The organism is Pseudomonas sp. RGB, from assembly GCF_007713445.1.
Classification (GTDB): Bacteria; Pseudomonadota; Gammaproteobacteria; order Pseudomonadales; family Pseudomonadaceae; genus Aquipseudomonas.
Genome location: NZ_VMSH01000004.1, coordinates 346,575 through 360,156 on the forward strand (window position 1 = coordinate 346,575; position 13,582 = coordinate 360,156).

At 60.9% G+C, this 13,582-nt stretch carries 15 protein-coding genes; 11 read left to right on the plus strand and 4 right to left on the minus strand.

What is annotated here, in order from left to right:
- The first annotated feature begins 10 nt into the window (after nucleotides 1-10).
- The 3 genes from FPT15_RS11260 (at nucleotide 11) to FPT15_RS11270 (ending at nucleotide 3,593) form a co-directional block, all read left to right on the plus strand.
- Complete coding sequence (locus tag FPT15_RS11260) at nucleotides 11-1,060, plus strand: DNA topoisomerase IB (RefSeq protein WP_145160905.1); 1,050 nt, start codon at nucleotides 11-13, stop codon at nucleotides 1,058-1,060.
- A gap of 124 nt (nucleotides 1,061-1,184) precedes the next feature.
- Nucleotides 1,185-2,819: an ABC-F family ATP-binding cassette domain-containing protein gene (locus FPT15_RS11265; RefSeq protein WP_145160907.1), complete on the plus strand. Its 1,635-nt coding sequence runs from the start codon at nucleotides 1,185-1,187 to the stop codon at nucleotides 2,817-2,819.
- Nucleotides 2,820-2,888: 69 nt separating this feature from the next.
- Nucleotides 2,889-3,593: a YoaK family protein gene (locus tag FPT15_RS11270; protein WP_145160908.1), complete on the plus strand. Its 705-nt coding sequence runs from the start codon at nucleotides 2,889-2,891 to the stop codon at nucleotides 3,591-3,593.
- Nucleotides 3,594-3,735: 142 nt separating this feature from the next.
- On the opposite strand, the gene FPT15_RS11275 is transcribed toward FPT15_RS11270, so the two are convergent.
- Nucleotides 3,736-4,089: a lipoprotein gene (locus FPT15_RS11275; RefSeq protein ID WP_145160910.1), complete on the minus strand. Its 354-nt coding sequence runs from the start codon at nucleotides 4,087-4,089 to the stop codon at nucleotides 3,736-3,738.
- Between the two features lie 110 nt (nucleotides 4,090-4,199).
- Between FPT15_RS11275 and FPT15_RS11280 the strand changes: the two genes are divergently transcribed.
- Nucleotides 4,200-4,457: a hypothetical protein gene (locus FPT15_RS11280; RefSeq protein WP_145160912.1), complete on the plus strand. Its 258-nt coding sequence runs from the start codon at nucleotides 4,200-4,202 to the stop codon at nucleotides 4,455-4,457.
- 140 nt (nucleotides 4,458-4,597) lie between these two features.
- Here FPT15_RS11280 and FPT15_RS11285 read toward each other — a convergent pair whose 3' ends face one another.
- From FPT15_RS11285 to FPT15_RS11295, 3 genes are all read right to left on the minus strand, one after another.
- A complete protein-coding gene (locus tag FPT15_RS11285; RefSeq protein ID WP_145160914.1) occupies nucleotides 4,598-4,909 on the minus strand; it encodes an AzlD domain-containing protein in 312 nt (103 codons plus the stop codon).
- Complete coding sequence (locus FPT15_RS11290) at nucleotides 4,906-5,601, minus strand: AzlC family ABC transporter permease (protein WP_145160916.1); 696 nt, start codon at nucleotides 5,599-5,601, stop codon at nucleotides 4,906-4,908. The genes FPT15_RS11285 and FPT15_RS11290 overlap by 4 nt, the downstream gene beginning before the upstream one ends.
- A gap of 71 nt (nucleotides 5,602-5,672) precedes the next feature.
- Nucleotides 5,673-5,888, minus strand: a complete 216-nt coding sequence (locus FPT15_RS11295; RefSeq protein WP_043205333.1) for a hypothetical protein — start codon at nucleotides 5,886-5,888, stop codon at nucleotides 5,673-5,675.
- A gap of 178 nt (nucleotides 5,889-6,066) precedes the next feature.
- Between FPT15_RS11295 and FPT15_RS11300 the strand changes: the two genes are divergently transcribed.
- The 7 genes from FPT15_RS11300 to FPT15_RS11330 all read left to right on the plus strand — a co-directional run bounded on the left by FPT15_RS11300 (nucleotide 6,067) and on the right by FPT15_RS11330 (nucleotide 13,578).
- The gene (locus FPT15_RS11300) at nucleotides 6,067-6,423 is read left to right on the plus strand and encodes a metalloregulator ArsR/SmtB family transcription factor (RefSeq protein ID WP_145160918.1); all 357 of its coding nucleotides are present in this window, start codon (nucleotides 6,067-6,069) and stop codon (nucleotides 6,421-6,423) included.
- Nucleotides 6,424-6,442: 19 nt separating this feature from the next.
- Nucleotides 6,443-7,726, plus strand: coding sequence for an arsenic transporter (locus FPT15_RS11305; protein WP_145160920.1), 1,284 nt, complete (start codon nucleotides 6,443-6,445; stop codon nucleotides 7,724-7,726).
- Between the two features lie 389 nt (nucleotides 7,727-8,115).
- Nucleotides 8,116-8,907: an AraC family transcriptional regulator gene (locus FPT15_RS11310; protein ID WP_145160922.1), complete on the plus strand. Its 792-nt coding sequence runs from the start codon at nucleotides 8,116-8,118 to the stop codon at nucleotides 8,905-8,907.
- Nucleotides 8,908-8,978: 71 nt separating this feature from the next.
- Nucleotides 8,979-9,590, plus strand: coding sequence for a LysE family transporter (locus FPT15_RS11315; protein WP_145160924.1), 612 nt, complete (start codon nucleotides 8,979-8,981; stop codon nucleotides 9,588-9,590).
- 318 nt (nucleotides 9,591-9,908) lie between these two features.
- On the plus strand, nucleotides 9,909-10,217 hold the full coding sequence (locus FPT15_RS11320) for a hypothetical protein (RefSeq protein ID WP_145160926.1): 309 nt from the start codon (nucleotides 9,909-9,911) through the stop codon (nucleotides 10,215-10,217).
- Nucleotides 10,218-10,452: 235 nt separating this feature from the next.
- The gene (gene mgtA / locus FPT15_RS11325) at nucleotides 10,453-13,167 is read left to right on the plus strand and encodes a magnesium-translocating P-type ATPase (RefSeq protein ID WP_145160928.1); all 2,715 of its coding nucleotides are present in this window, start codon (nucleotides 10,453-10,455) and stop codon (nucleotides 13,165-13,167) included.
- A 63-nt stretch (nucleotides 13,168-13,230) separates the two neighbouring features.
- Nucleotides 13,231-13,578 (plus strand): DUF2493 domain-containing protein, encoded by a 348-nt coding sequence (locus FPT15_RS11330; protein WP_106579131.1) that lies wholly within the window; start codon nucleotides 13,231-13,233, stop codon nucleotides 13,576-13,578.
- The last annotated feature ends 4 nt before the right edge of the window (nucleotides 13,579-13,582 follow it).

A 13,582-nucleotide genomic window follows, 5' to 3' on the forward strand; every position in this document is an offset into this window, starting at 1 on the left:
AATTTGCACCATGCCCGACTCCGCGTTGCTTGCCGACCTGCCCCGCGACCTGCATTACGTTGACGACACCCAACCGGGTATCCGCCGCAAGAAGCTGCGCGGCAAGTTTCAGTATTTCGACGTCAACGGTGAGCGCATCACCGATGCCGACGAAATCAAACGCCTGAACTCATTGGCTGTGCCACCCGCCTACACCGACGTGTGGATCTGCGCCGACCCGCGCGGCCATTTGCAAGCCACCGGCCGCGATGCCCGTGGCCGCAAGCAATACCGCTACCACCCGCGTTGGCGTGAGGTGCGCGACACCGACAAATATTCGCGCCTGCAACAGTTCGGCAATGCTCTGCCGAAACTGCGCGCGCAACTGGAAGCACAAATCGCCGCGCCCGGTTTCACCCGCGAAAAAGTCCTGGCCACCGTGGTGATGCTGCTCGATGCCACGCTGATTCGAGTGGGCAACACCCAGTACGCGCGGGACAACAAATCCTACGGCCTGACCACGCTGCGCACCCGCCATGTCGACATCAAGGGCAGCGAGATACTGTTCCAGTTTCGCGGCAAGAGCGGCGTCGAGCATCAGGTCAGCGTCAAGGACCGGCGCCTGGCCACGGTGGTCAAGCGTTGCCTGGAATTGCCAGGGCAAAATCTGTTTCAGTACCTGGATGAGGACGGTGAACGGCATACCGTCAGCTCCCATGACGTTAACGCCTACCTGCACAGCCTCACCGGCGCCGACTTCACTGCCAAGGACTACCGCACCTGGGCCGGCACCGCCCTGGCCTTGGCCGTATTGCGCGAACTGGAGTGGCAACCGGAATCGGATGCCAAGCGGCATGTGGTCGCCATGGTCAAGGACGTCGCCAAACAATTGGGCAATACCCCGGCGGTGTGCCGCAAGTGCTATATCCACCCCGCCGTGCTGGAGCATTTCAGCCTGGGCGAATTGTCCAAGCTGCCCAAGCCCCGAGTGCGCAAGGGCCTGAAAGCCGAAGAAGTTGCGCTGGCAATGTTCCTTGAGCAATTGGCCGCGGACTTGCCGAAAAACGCCAAGGTGGGTTAGCCTTTGCGCCTCTTCTGACTCACGGGATGCACGCCGACGTGAACAACTAAGCCTTCCAAAATGTACCTGCAACGAGCCGCTTGGCGCGCTTGTTGGCCTGTCCGACATTTTTTTGGAGGTGCTGATGACTGACGTCAAACGGCCGCCCGTACTCGTTTCATTGCAACACCTGTCCTTGCAGTTCGCCGATGGCGAAACCCTGCTGAACAACCTCAACCTGTCGATTGATCACGCGCCCACCGGGATTGTCGGGCGTAATGGCCGGGGCAAAAGCCTGCTCGCCAAGCTGCTTGCCGGGCTGCTGGCGCCCACTGGCGGCACGTTGAAAAGCTCGGCCAGCGTGGCATATGTGCCGCAGGCGCTGGCCGTCCAACCGGGCGAAACCGTCGCCGACATCACCGGCACCGCCCAGGTGTTGGCCGCCCTTGAGCGGCTGGCCCGCGGTGAGGCGCGCGCGGATGATCTCGCGCTGATCGATGATCGTTGGGACCTTGCCGAACGCCTGCGCACCGCGCTGGGTGCAGCCGGGTTGCAGCAACTCGACGCTGCCACGCCAGCCGATCAACTCAGTGGCGGCCAACTGGCCAGGATTGCGGTGATCGGCGCGCTTTTGGCCACGCCGCAGTTGCTGATTCTCGATGAGCCAACCAACCACCTCGACAGCGCCGGCCGTGACTGGCTGTTGCGCACGCTGGCAGCCTGGCCCGGCGGCCTGGTAGTGGTCAGCCATGACCGGCAACTGCTCAATGCGATGGCGCGCATCATCGAGCTGTCGCCGCTTGGCGCGCAGGTGTATGGCGGCAACTACGATGCCTATCGCTTGCAACGCGACAGCGAACAGCACGCGGCCATGGCCGCCCTGGAACACGCCCGCCTGGCGCGCAGCCGCGAACGCAAACGTCTGCAGAAGGATCATGACAACCTGCAGCGCAACGCCGCCCGCGCACGTAAACACGCAGAAACCGCCAACGTCACCGGGTTTACCAAAGCCCGCTGGAAAGGCGCCGCCAAGGAAATCGTCAGCAGCGTGCGCAGCGCGCATCACGCGTATAAACACGAGCTCGATGCGCAGGTACGCCAAGCCCATGAGCGTGTGGAGGATCACTCGCCCACGCTGCTGGCCCTGCCTGGCTCAGTAGTGCCCAATGGCCGACAGGTTCTGAGCGTGGAAAACGCTCAACTGCCGTGGCTTGATCCGCAGCAAGCCTGCAGCTTCGTCACGCTCAACCTGGCGGGCCCGGTGCGAATGGCCGTGCGCGGGCCGAACGGTTGCGGCAAATCCACGTTGCTCAAGGTGCTTGCGGGCCAATGGCCGGTGGTCAGTGGCGAATGCGCCGTGCATGTGGCCAATGCCTATCTCGACCAGCACCTGACGCTGCTGGATGGCAACCGTAGCATTGTCGAACAGCTCAACCTGCTCGACACCCCGCTGGCCGAAGCCGAGCTGCGCACGCGTTTGGCGTTGCTGCAACTGGATGCCCTGCGGGTGACTCAACCCACCCGCCAGTTGAGCGGCGGCGAACGCCTGAAGGCCGCGATGGCGATTGCCTTGTGGCGCGAGGTACCGGCGCAACTGCTGTTGCTGGACGAGCCGACTAACCACCTGGACCTTGAATCCGTGCTGGCCTTTGAACAGGCGTTGCAGGGTTTTACCGGAGCGATGGTGGTGGTCTCCCATGACGAAACGTTCGTGCAGGCCGTCAGGCCGACGCATTTTTTGACCTGGCAGCGTCAGGGCTGGCGGCTGGAGTGTGTCTGAGGTCATTGCGCGCGCAACCAAAGCGTCCTACGGTAGTGGCCGAATAATCTCACCGAGGAACCTGGGGCCATGCTGCCTTCATCGCGCAAACCCTACGCCAACGCCGCACTCGCCCACCGTCAACGTTGGCGCGGGCGGGTTGGCTTGATGCTGGTGGCCAGCCTTTCCGTGCTGGCCGGCATGACCGATGCGATAGGCTTTATGGCCAGCGGCGATTTTGTTTCGTTCATGAGCGGTAACACCACGCGCCTGGCCGTGGCGATCAGCGCAGGCGACTTGGGCCTTACCGGGCGCTTGTTGTTGCTGGTCGCAACCTTTGTCGTCGGCAACGCCCTGGGCGTGGTGATCAGCCGCCTCAGCCGCCGGCACGCGCTGCCCTTGCTGCTGTGCATTGCGGCCTTGCTGTGCGGCGCCGCCGTGTGGCCCTTCGACGACACCTTGCCCGCGCTGCTGGCAGCGATTGTGGCGATGGGTATGCTCAACGCCGCAGTGGAAGAGGTAAACGGTTTGCCGGTGGGCCTGACTTATGTGACAGGCGCCCTCTCACGCTTCGGGCGCGGGCTGGGCCGCTGGGTGCTGGGAGAACGGCGCAATGGCTGGAGGGTGCAACTGATTCCGTGGGGCGGCATGTTTGTGGGCGCGGTGATCGGCGCGGTGCTGGAGCACCAGCTCGGCCTGAAGGCGCTGCTGGTCAGTGGCGCGTTCGCCGCGTTGCTGGGCGTAGTGTCGCTGAAGATTCCGCGGCGCTGGCACTTGGGTTACATGCCACGCTAAGAGAAAAGAGGCCCGCTCGACGTTGCGGCCTCGACGTCCGTGTACTGGTAAAGAGCCATCACGTCGAGCGAGCGGGGGAATGATAAGCCAATGTCCGTCGGCTGTCCCGCCGGGCTTTTCCGAATATCACTTAGGCAAAGGATTACAGGCAGGTCGCGAGCGCGGCCAGTCGGCGCTTGGCGGGCATCGTGTCGGCGACGGCAAAGTAATTGACGGTAGAGCCGGCGCCGGCGCTGCGCACGTCGACAAAATAATCGCCGCCGGTGGTGTAGACGGTAAAACCGCCTGCTTCGATCGGCTCCTTGAAGCCTCCGGCGTCAACGCCAAATACCGCCTCGTCCTGCCAGCCGAACTGAATGCATTGGGCAACCACCAACGGCGTCTTGTCCGAAGCCAGCGTTTTGTAGGGCACGCCGGTGCGCGCATTGTTCATTTTCGAGCCCGCGCAACCGGACAGTACTGCCAGTGCCAATGCGCCAATTACCAGCTTTCGCATGCCATCGCCTCCTTGGAAAAAAACGCGACTCTACCATTAGCAGGCGACACTCAAGGATTATTACGTCACGCTGTCGCCTACTTATGCCCCCGCTTGCCCCTGGAAACCCGATGACGCCCAACGCCGAACGCTATAACCCTTCCACCGACTACGCCGACAAGCTGATCAGCCGCATCGGCCAGACGCCGACGTGGATCGCCAAGCGCATCGGCGTCACCGACAAGCGCATCCGCTACATCCTCGATGGCGAACGCACGGTAAAGGGTGAAAGCACGCCGATCCAGATGACCTACACCGAGCAGTTCGCCCTGGAATGCCTGGCGGCGGAGGCCAAAGCCAAGAAGCCGCCTAAACCTGCGGCCGGATGAATTTAGTTTCACTGTGAAGGGTGCTCGCGCTGCCTATAGTTGGCAGGCTCATTTTTAAGAAGTCTCACTTCTGCCCGCCCTCCCGCGGGCTTTTTTTTGCCTGAGTGTTGGTGGATGACCTCCAGCTACTTACCCGCGCATCAAAACCACCAACGAAACAAATAAAACAGCCCCATGCTGAGCAGCACCGTGATCAACACGCTGCGCGTCCAGAACATCAACGCCACCGCGCAGATCCCAGCCAGCAGGTAAGGATTGGCCGGACTCACGTTGAGCTTATGCTCGGCGAGAAAAATGATCGGCCCGCAAATCGCCGTCAGCATTCCCGGCACGGCAAACCCGAGAAACTCGCGCGCGCCGCGATTGAGGCGCACCGGCAGACGCGGCTCGATGAACAAGTAGCGGTTGAGAAACACCACCAGGCCCATGGCCACAATCATGATGTAGATCATCGCGGCCCTACTCCCAGCCGCTTGCAGGCAAACCCTGCGCCCATCCCCAGCACACCCGAGACCACCACCGCCGACTCCCAGTGCAAGTAACTCAGCCATACCGAACACAGCAGCGAGACCGCCACGCAGACCACCGTGGGCACATCGCGCACCACCGGCGTAATCAAGGCGATAAAGGTTGCGGCAATGGAAAATTCCAGTCCCAGTTGATCAAGCCCCGGAATGCTTTTGCCGAGCACGATGCCCGCCAGGGTGAAGAGGTTCCAGATGATGTAGAACGTCAGGCCGACGCCCAGCGCATACCAGCGATTGAAGGTTTGACGGTCATAGTGGTTGACCAGCGCGAAAAACTCGTCCGTCAGCAAAAAGCCCAGGCTCATGCGCCAGCGCACATTGAGCGACGAGAGCGTCGGGCGCATGTGCATGCCGTAAAGCAAATGCTGGGATGTGAGCAGCAAGGTGGTCAGCACAATCGAGATCAGGCTGGCACCGCTCTTGACCATGCCGATCGCCACCAGCTGCGCGGCACCGGCGAACACAATGGCGGACAAACCCTGAGCTTGCAGCGGAGTAAATTGCGCATCAATCGCCATCGAGCCGGCCAACAATCCCCAGGGCGCACAGGCCAGAGACAGTGGAATAACGGCAAGGGCGCCGCGACCGAAGGCGTAATGAGGTAAGGCTGTAGGCATGGAGACGGCTCATCGACAGACAGTCGACAAGCATGCCAGCGTGATACGAGGCGTGTCTTGAACGATCGTGCTCAGGCGAGCCTGACCGAGACCTGCTCCACCGAGTCACGCGCTTCGCGCAACTCATGGGCATCCTGGTTGAGCCGGTGAATGGTATTGAGCAGGCGTTGGCGCAGCACTTCATCGCCGAGTTTTTCGACGGCGCGCATCAGGTCAAACGCCGCGGTTTCGTTATTGTCCGCGACAGAATCGAGGGTTTTGCGCAGGTTGCGAGTGGCACGGGTCACGCGAGTTCTTCCTTCATCAGCAATGGGCAGGCACTTTAGGACATTCGTGTTTCATTTTAATTTCAGACACTTGTGGCTGATTGTCGGGCATTTGATCCACATCAACGGAATTCAGGATTTGACCTACATATATGGCAAACCATATATTCGCAACGCTATCCATACCAAGACCTTGATCATGTCCGCCCCCCTCTCTCCGCCCGAGCTGTTCAAATGCCTGGCCGATGCCACGCGCGTACGGTTGATGTTATTGATCCTGCGCGAGGGCGAACTTTGCGTGTGCGAACTGATCCATGCTCTGTGCGACAGTCAACCCAAGATCTCCCGCCACCTGGCGCAACTGCGCAGTGGTGGGCTTTTGCTGGATCGTCGCCAGGGTCAATGGATCTACTACTGCATCAATCCGGCACTGCCCGACTGGGTCACCCAAGTGCTGGACACCACCTTGCAAGCTAACCAGCCATGGTTGCAAAACGACGCGCAGCGTCTTGATGCAATGGGCAACAGACCACAACGGGCCAGCACCTGCTGCTGAGCCATCGGAGCGTTTATTCATGCTTGTCGCAATTGCGATTTTTATCTTCACCATCGTTCTGGTTATCTGGCAGCCCAAAGGCCTTGGGGTCGGCTGGAGCGCAACCATGGGCGCGATTCTGGCCCTGGCGTGCGGAGTCATCAGCCTGTCTGACATCCCGGTGGTGTGGCACATCATCTGGAACGCCACCGGCACCTTTGTCGCGCTGATTATCATCAGCCTGTTGCTCGATGAAGCCGGGTTCTTTGCCTGGACCGCGTTGCATGTAGCACGCTGGGGCCGGGGGCGTGGCCGGCGCCTGTTTGCCTATATGGTGCTGCTCGGCGCCTTGGTGTCGGCATTGTTTGCCAACGACGGCGCGGCGTTGATCCTCACACCGATTGTGATGTCGATGCTGCTGGCGTTGCGCTTTTCCCCGGCGGCCACCCTGGCCTTCGTGATGGGCGCCGGGTTTATCGCCGACACGGCGAGCTTGCCGTTGGTGGTGTCGAACCTGGTGAACATCGTCTCGGCGGATTATTTCAAGATCGGCTTCAACGAATACGCAGCGGTCATGGTGCCGGTCAACTTCGTCAGCGTTGCTGCGACACTGGCGGTGCTGCTGTGGTTTTTCCGCCGCGATATTCCGCAGGCCTACGACCCCGCCGACCTTGATGACCCGGCCAGCGCCGTCCACGACCGTGCGACCTTTCGTGCCGGGTGGTGGGTACTCGGGATTTTGTTGGTCGGCTGTTTCGCCCTGGAGCCGCTGGGCATTCCGATCAGTGCGATTTCCGCCGTGTGCGCCGTTTTGCTGCTGGTGATCGCCGCCAAAGGCCACAAGATTTCCACGCGCAAAGTGCTGAAGGACGCCCCGTGGCAGATCGTGGTGTTTTCCCTGGGCATGTACCTGGTGGTCTACGGCTTGCGTAACGCGGGTTTGACCACCTACCTGGCAACCTGGCTCGACACCTTCGCCACCTACGGCGTGTGGGGCGCGGCGATGGGCACCGGGGTGCTGACGGCGCTGCTGTCGTCGGCCATGAACAACCTGCCGACGGTGTTGATCGGCGCGCTGTCCATCGAATCCAGCCACGCCGTGGGCGTGGTCAAGGACGCGATGATTTACGCCAACGTGATCGGCAGCGACCTGGGCCCGAAAATCACTCCCATCGGCAGCCTGGCCACGTTGCTGTGGCTGCATATTCTTGCGCGCAAAGGCATCAGCATCACGTGGGGCTACTACTTCAAGGTCGGAATTGTGCTGACGTTGCCGGTGCTGTTGATCACCCTGGCGGCGCTCGCCTTGCGCCTGAGTCTGTGAAGACGAGTGCGGTGAACCGACACCGGATGAGCTCGGCTACCGATGTCAGCATCCAGCATTACAAAAAAGGTAATCGCGACCTTGATCGTCCCGGCGTCATTGTCGTCGCCAGCAACCCTGACTACCTGGGCAGTTACCGATATCGATAGTGATGACGAGCGTATTTATAAAAAACACGCGTCCTCGTTTGCATCAATGAAATATTTAAAACCCTGAACCTCTTTTTGGAAGGTGCAGAGCTTACTGAACCGTCATCCTGCCCAGTAAGCTCGCCCCCAAATAGCGACCGGCTCACAGTGCGTATCCTTAAGCGCACGTTGCAGCCAGTGGTCGATCTGAACACCCTCGTCAGCGTATGCTCACGGCTGATTTTTTATCGAGCCGACCCTATGAGCGCCATGCAACATGCCTGGCTGGGCAACTACGAAGTCACCCATACACGCTGCACGGGCCTGACCTTTGCCCGCCATAGCCATGATGAATGCGTGATCGGCGTAAACCTGGTCGGCGAGGAAAGCGTTTGGCTCGACCGCCGCGAGTTCCAGGCCGGGCCTGGCAGCATCACGTTGTACAACCCCGGGCAGATTCAAGGCGGCGGCGCGGCTGATGGCGCACCCTGGCATTTTGTCAGCCTGTACGTCGCGGCTGACGCGTTGGCGGCTGACCTAGGGCTGGGCCAGGTGGAATTTGATCGCTCGCTCTGCTTGCAGCCCGACCTGGCACAGCGCCTGGCTGCGGCGGCCAAAGGTGCCTTGAACGACGACCCATTGCTCCGCGAGATTAACGAAGACGCCTTGGTTTTGCTGCTGGGTGAAGTGGTGGGTGCCAGCGGCGTGCGCCTGCCCGGCGCTGCCACGGGCGGCAAAGGCATGATCCGCCGCGCCCAGGAGCTGCTCGCCGAGCAACTGAGCCAAGCGCTGCCGCTGGACCAGTTGGGCGATGAGCTGGGCCTGTCCAAATTCCATCTGTTGCGCACCTTCCAGAAAGAAACCGGGCTGAGCCCCAGGCAGTGGGCGATGCAATTGCGTACGTGTCGTGCCAAGGGACTCTTGCGCCGCGGCGCCTCGGCCAGCGACGTCGCGCATGAGCTGGGGTTTGCTGACCAAAGCCATCTCAACCGACACTTTCGCGCCGCCTATGGCATTACCCCAGGCCGCTATCAAAGCCTGTTGAAACGCTGAAAGCGCAATCTGGTTCAAGACACCTGCGCCACACAGCCGCACACTGCGCGCCTCTGTTGAAGGAAAGCGGCATGGTCACGATCTTTTTTTACGCGCTGGTATTCGGTTTTGTGTTTTGCCTCTCACCCGGCGCGGTGCTGGCAGAAACCTTGCGCCGTGGCTTGCTCCATGGGTTCACCTCTGCCTTGCTGGTACAGATCGGTTCGCTGGTGGGCGACGCCGCCTGGGCGGTGATCGGCCTCACCGGCATCGCCCTGCTGATTGAGCATGAAGCCGTGCGCGTTCCGCTGACGATTGTGTGCACGGTGTACCTGGCCTGGCTCGGTGTGCGCAGCCTGATCGACGGCTGGCACCTGCCCGCGGCGGACAGCGGGCCGGTCCGCTCCGGACAGAATGCGCTGGCGGTGGGCGCGGCCATTTCCCTGGCTAACCCGAAGAACATTGTGTACTGGGGCGCGTTGGGCAGCGCCTTGTCCGGGATCGTCGGCGCCACGCCCAGCCCTGGGCAAACCCTGATGTTTTTTGCAGGTTTCATGCTGGCGTCGGTGCTGTCGTGTTTTCTGATTGCGGTGCTGGTCAATCTGTTACGCAAAAACGCCTCGCCGCTGTGGCAGCGCGTCAGTTACGGCGCGTGCGGTTTAGTGTTGATCTATCTGGCAGTTCTGGCTGCACAGGGCGTATGAAGTTATATATCCCATAACTAACCGTGCCCCCTTGTCTGAATAAACTCTGAACGCAGACTGATTTAATTAATCATGCGTTGACATTTTGTAACCGTCTGAGTAGATTGCCCGTGCCCGCAACTGGGGCCTTTTTTAAACCTCACAAAAGAAGCCAATGGACACAGTATCTAGTCGCTGTCCGAGCACCGCTTTAGCGGGCATCGGGCGCCAAACCCAGAATATGACAGGACTCGCCTTCCAGGTCCGGTAAGCTGCGCTAGAGCTTGATGCTCCACCGTAACTGCCTCACCGGTCGCCCGTCCGGTCCCGAGGTGTGTTATGACCTTCCAACTCATTGCTTTGCCCGATGTACGTACGCTGGCCGCCGCCCTGCGCGCCAAGCTGTGCCGCGAGCCCGCAGGCTTTTCGCCTACCCGGGCCACGTTTGCTGCACCCTCCCCTCAAGCCAGTAAAGACCAAGCGCGTCCGGCCCCGGTGTTGGCGCACTGGCACCTGTGCCCTGCCAGCGGCCAACTGCTGCAGCACTGGGACCATGCCGACCCTCAAGACCCGCAGAGACCCCAGGTTTCCATGCTGGCTCAAGCGCGCCTGATGTTCGGACTTTACCTGAGCACTCGCAGCGCTTAACCCGGCTGGAAACAGCAACTTTCTAATTGATGTTCTGGAGTTCTTTATGAACACGTCCAGTAGTAGCCCGCTGCGCGTTAGTTAACTAACGCGCGCGTGGCGGGCGCTGTAGAAGTTATGTGAACACCTTATTTAAACCGATCGCGAAGTTTGCGGCTCGGCATGCTTTCGCTCGCCTGTCTTCAGGTAAGTACCGGGTATGTTTTGTCGAGAATTGGCGACAGGAGTACAGACAATGAGCGCCGTAAAAAACACGCCTCTGCACAAGAAAAATGGCACCGACACCGACACCAAACTGTCGATGCGCGCCGCCCGCGAAGCCCAGAACGGCCTGCAGGCCACCCTCGCCAACGTGCGAGCCACCCAGGATGGCCTGACCGAACTGGACGCCTCGGCGCGTCTGCAACGCGAAGGCTACAACGAAGTGGCCCACGACAAGCCGCCTCACGCCATCGTCCAGTTCCTGCAGGCGCTGAACAATCCCTTCATTTACGTGTTGCTGACCCTGGCGGGCATCAGCTTTGTCACCGACTATTGGCTGCCGTTGCAGGCCGGTGAAGAAGTCGACCTGACCAAAGTCATCATCATCATGACCATGGTGCTGCTCAGCAGCCTGCTGCGCTTCTGGCAGGAACACCGCTCGGCCAAATCCGCCGAAGCACTCAAAGCCATGGTGCGCACCACCGCCACTGTGCTGCGGCGTGAGCAAGTCGGCGCTCAGCCGACCCTGCGCGAAGTGCCGATGCGCGACCTGGTCGCCGGCGATATCGTGCAACTGTCGGCCGGCGACATGATCCCTGCCGATGTGCGCCTGATCGAATCCCGCGACCTGTTTATCAGCCAGGCCGTACTGACCGGCGAAGCCTTGCCGGTCGAAAAATACGACACGCTCGGCGATGTCACGCAAAAATCCGCCTCTTCGCTGGCGGCCGACCAGGGCAACCTGCTGGACCTGCCCAACATCTGCTTTATGGGCACCAACGTGGTCAGTGGCCGCGCCAAGGCCGTGGTGGTCGCCACCGGGCCGCGCACTTACTTTGGCTCGCTGGCCAAGGCGATTGTCGGCTCGCGGGTGCAGACCGCGTTCGACCGTGGGGTCAACAGCGTCAGCTGGCTGTTGATTCGCTTCATGCTGGTGATGGTGCCGATCGTGTTCCTGCTCAATGGCTTTTCCAAAGGCGACTGGGGCGATGCATTCCTGTTCGCTCTGGCCGTGGCGGTGGGCCTGACCCCGGAAATGCTGCCGATGATCGTCAGCGCCAACCTGGCCAAGGGCGCTACCGCCATGGCCAAGCGCAAAGTGGTGGTCAAGCGCCTGAATGCGATCCAGAACTTCGGCTCGATGGACGTGCTGTGCACCGACAAGACCGGCACCCTGACCCAGGACAAGATCATCCTCGAACACCACGTCAACGCCTTTGGCCAACGTGATGATGCGGTGCTGTCCCTGGCCTGGCTGAACAGCTACCACCAAAGCGGCATGAAAAACCTGATGGACCAGGCCGTGGTGCAGTTCTCGGAACACAACCCCAAGTTCCAGCGGCCATTTGCCTATAGCAAAGTCGATGAATTGCCGTTCGACTTCGTGCGCCGTCGCCTGTCGATCGTGGTCAAGGACGCCGCCGGTGACCAGTTGCTGGTGTGCAAAGGCGCGGTGGAAGAGATGCTGAGCATTTCCACCCACGTCATGGAAGATGGTGCTGCAGTGCCGCTGGATGATCGTCGCCGTGACGAGCTGCTGGCACTGGCCAATGACTACAACGAGGATGGCTTTCGCGTGCTGGTGGTCGCCACCCGCAACATCCCCAAATCCCTGGCTCGCCAGCAATACACCACTGCCGATGAGCGCAACCTGATCATCCAGGGCTTCCTGACCTTCCTGGATCCACCGAAGGAAACCGCAGGCCCGGCGATTGCGGCGCTGCAACAAATTGGCGTGGCGGTGAAGGTGCTGACCGGCGACAACGCGGTGGTCACCAGCAAGATCTGCCGCCAGGTCGGCCTGGAGCCTGGTCAACCACTGCTGGGCGTAGAAATCGAAGCGATGGACGACGCGACGCTGCTGCGCCGCGTGGAAGAACGCACCGTGTTTGCCAAGCTGACGCCGCTGCAGAAATCCCGGGTGCTCAAAGCGCTGCAAGCCAACGGCCACACTGTGGGTTTCCTCGGCGACGGCATCAACGATGCGCCGGCGCTGCGCGATGCTGACGTGGGCATCTCGGTGGACAGCGGCACCGACATCGCCAAGGAATCGGCCGACATCATCCTGTTGGAAAAGAGCCTGATGGTGCTGGAAGAAGGCGTGCTCAAGGGCCGCGAAACTTTCGGCAACATCATGAAGTACCTGAACATGACCGCCAGTTCCAACTTCGGCAACGTGTTCTCGGTGCTGGTGGCCAGTGCGTTCATTCCGTTCATGCCGATGCTGGCGATCCACCTGCTGCTGCAAAACCTGATGTACGACATCTCTCAGCTGGCCCTGCCGTGGGACAAGATGGACAAAGAATACCTGGCCAAACCGCGCAAGTGGGATGCGAAAAACATCGGCCGCTTCATGATCTGGATCGGGCCGACCTCGTCGATCTTCGACATCACCACCTTTGCGCTGATGTGGTACGTGTTCAGCGCCAACAGTGTGGAAATGCAGACCCTGTTCCAGTCCGGCTGGTTTATCGAGGGGCTGCTCTCGCAAACCCTGGTGGTGCACATGTTGCGGACCCGCAAGATCCCGTTCTTCCAGAGCACGGCCGCCTGGCCGGTGTTGATGATGACCGCCCTCGTCATCGGCCTGGGGATCTACGTGCCGTTCTCGCCGCTGGGCACCCTGGTCGGCCTGCAGCCGCTGCCGCTGGCGTACTTCCCATGGCTGGTCGGCACGCTGTTCGCCTACTGCTGCGTGGCCCAACTGATGAAAACGATCTACATCCGCCGCTTCAAGCAGTGGTACTGATCACCCGCCTCTGAAACGGTGGCCGTCGCCCGGCGGCCACCGTGCAACACAAGGATTCTGACTATGCGCGTGTTGATCTGTGCAGGTCGTCATTACGCCGACACCAAAAAGTCCCGCCAAGTGCTGGACGCTTACCACCGCCTGCGCCCGGTGCAGGTATTGATTCACGGCGGCAACCAATTCCTGGGCAGTGACGTTGAGGAATGGGCGCGGGAAATCGGCATCGACGTGGTGCGCTACCCGCCCAACTGGCAACGCCATGGCAAGCAGGCGGAACGCCAGCGCAACCATTTCATGCTGACCGACAGCCGCCCCGACGTGGTCATCGCCCTGCCGGGTGGTGACGACACCTCGGAGCTGGTCTGCCAGGCCAAAGCCAGCGGCATTTCGGTGCTGACCGTAGAAAGCTGAATTC

Excerpts from the sequence above, each read along its gene's own strand:
- FPT15_RS11270 (WP_145160908.1), top strand. The coding sequence starts at position 2,889 with ATGCTGCCTTCATCGCGCAAACCCTACGCCAACGCCGCACTCGCCCAC.
- FPT15_RS11260 (WP_145160905.1), top strand. The coding sequence starts at position 11 with ATGCCCGACTCCGCGTTGCTTGCCGACCTGCCCCGCGACCTGCATTAC.
- FPT15_RS11265 (WP_145160907.1), top strand. The coding sequence starts at position 1,185 with ATGACTGACGTCAAACGGCCGCCCGTACTCGTTTCATTGCAACACCTG.
- FPT15_RS11320 (WP_145160926.1), top strand. The coding sequence starts at position 9,909 with ATGACCTTCCAACTCATTGCTTTGCCCGATGTACGTACGCTGGCCGCC.
- FPT15_RS11290 (WP_145160916.1), bottom strand. The coding sequence starts at position 5,601 with ATGCCTACAGCCTTACCTCATTACGCCTTCGGTCGCGGCGCCCTTGCC.
- FPT15_RS11310 (WP_145160922.1), top strand. The coding sequence starts at position 8,116 with ATGAGCGCCATGCAACATGCCTGGCTGGGCAACTACGAAGTCACCCAT.
- FPT15_RS11305 (WP_145160920.1), top strand. The coding sequence starts at position 6,443 with ATGCTTGTCGCAATTGCGATTTTTATCTTCACCATCGTTCTGGTTATC.
- mgtA (WP_145160928.1), top strand. The coding sequence starts at position 10,453 with ATGAGCGCCGTAAAAAACACGCCTCTGCACAAGAAAAATGGCACCGAC.
- FPT15_RS11315 (WP_145160924.1), top strand. The coding sequence starts at position 8,979 with ATGGTCACGATCTTTTTTTACGCGCTGGTATTCGGTTTTGTGTTTTGC.
- FPT15_RS11300 (WP_145160918.1), top strand. The coding sequence starts at position 6,067 with ATGTCCGCCCCCCTCTCTCCGCCCGAGCTGTTCAAATGCCTGGCCGAT.
- FPT15_RS11285 (WP_145160914.1), bottom strand. The coding sequence starts at position 4,909 with ATGATCTACATCATGATTGTGGCCATGGGCCTGGTGGTGTTTCTCAAC.
- FPT15_RS11275 (WP_145160910.1), bottom strand. The coding sequence starts at position 4,089 with ATGCGAAAGCTGGTAATTGGCGCATTGGCACTGGCAGTACTGTCCGGT.
- FPT15_RS11330 (WP_106579131.1), top strand. The coding sequence starts at position 13,231 with ATGCGCGTGTTGATCTGTGCAGGTCGTCATTACGCCGACACCAAAAAG.
- FPT15_RS11280 (WP_145160912.1), top strand. The coding sequence starts at position 4,200 with ATGACGCCCAACGCCGAACGCTATAACCCTTCCACCGACTACGCCGAC.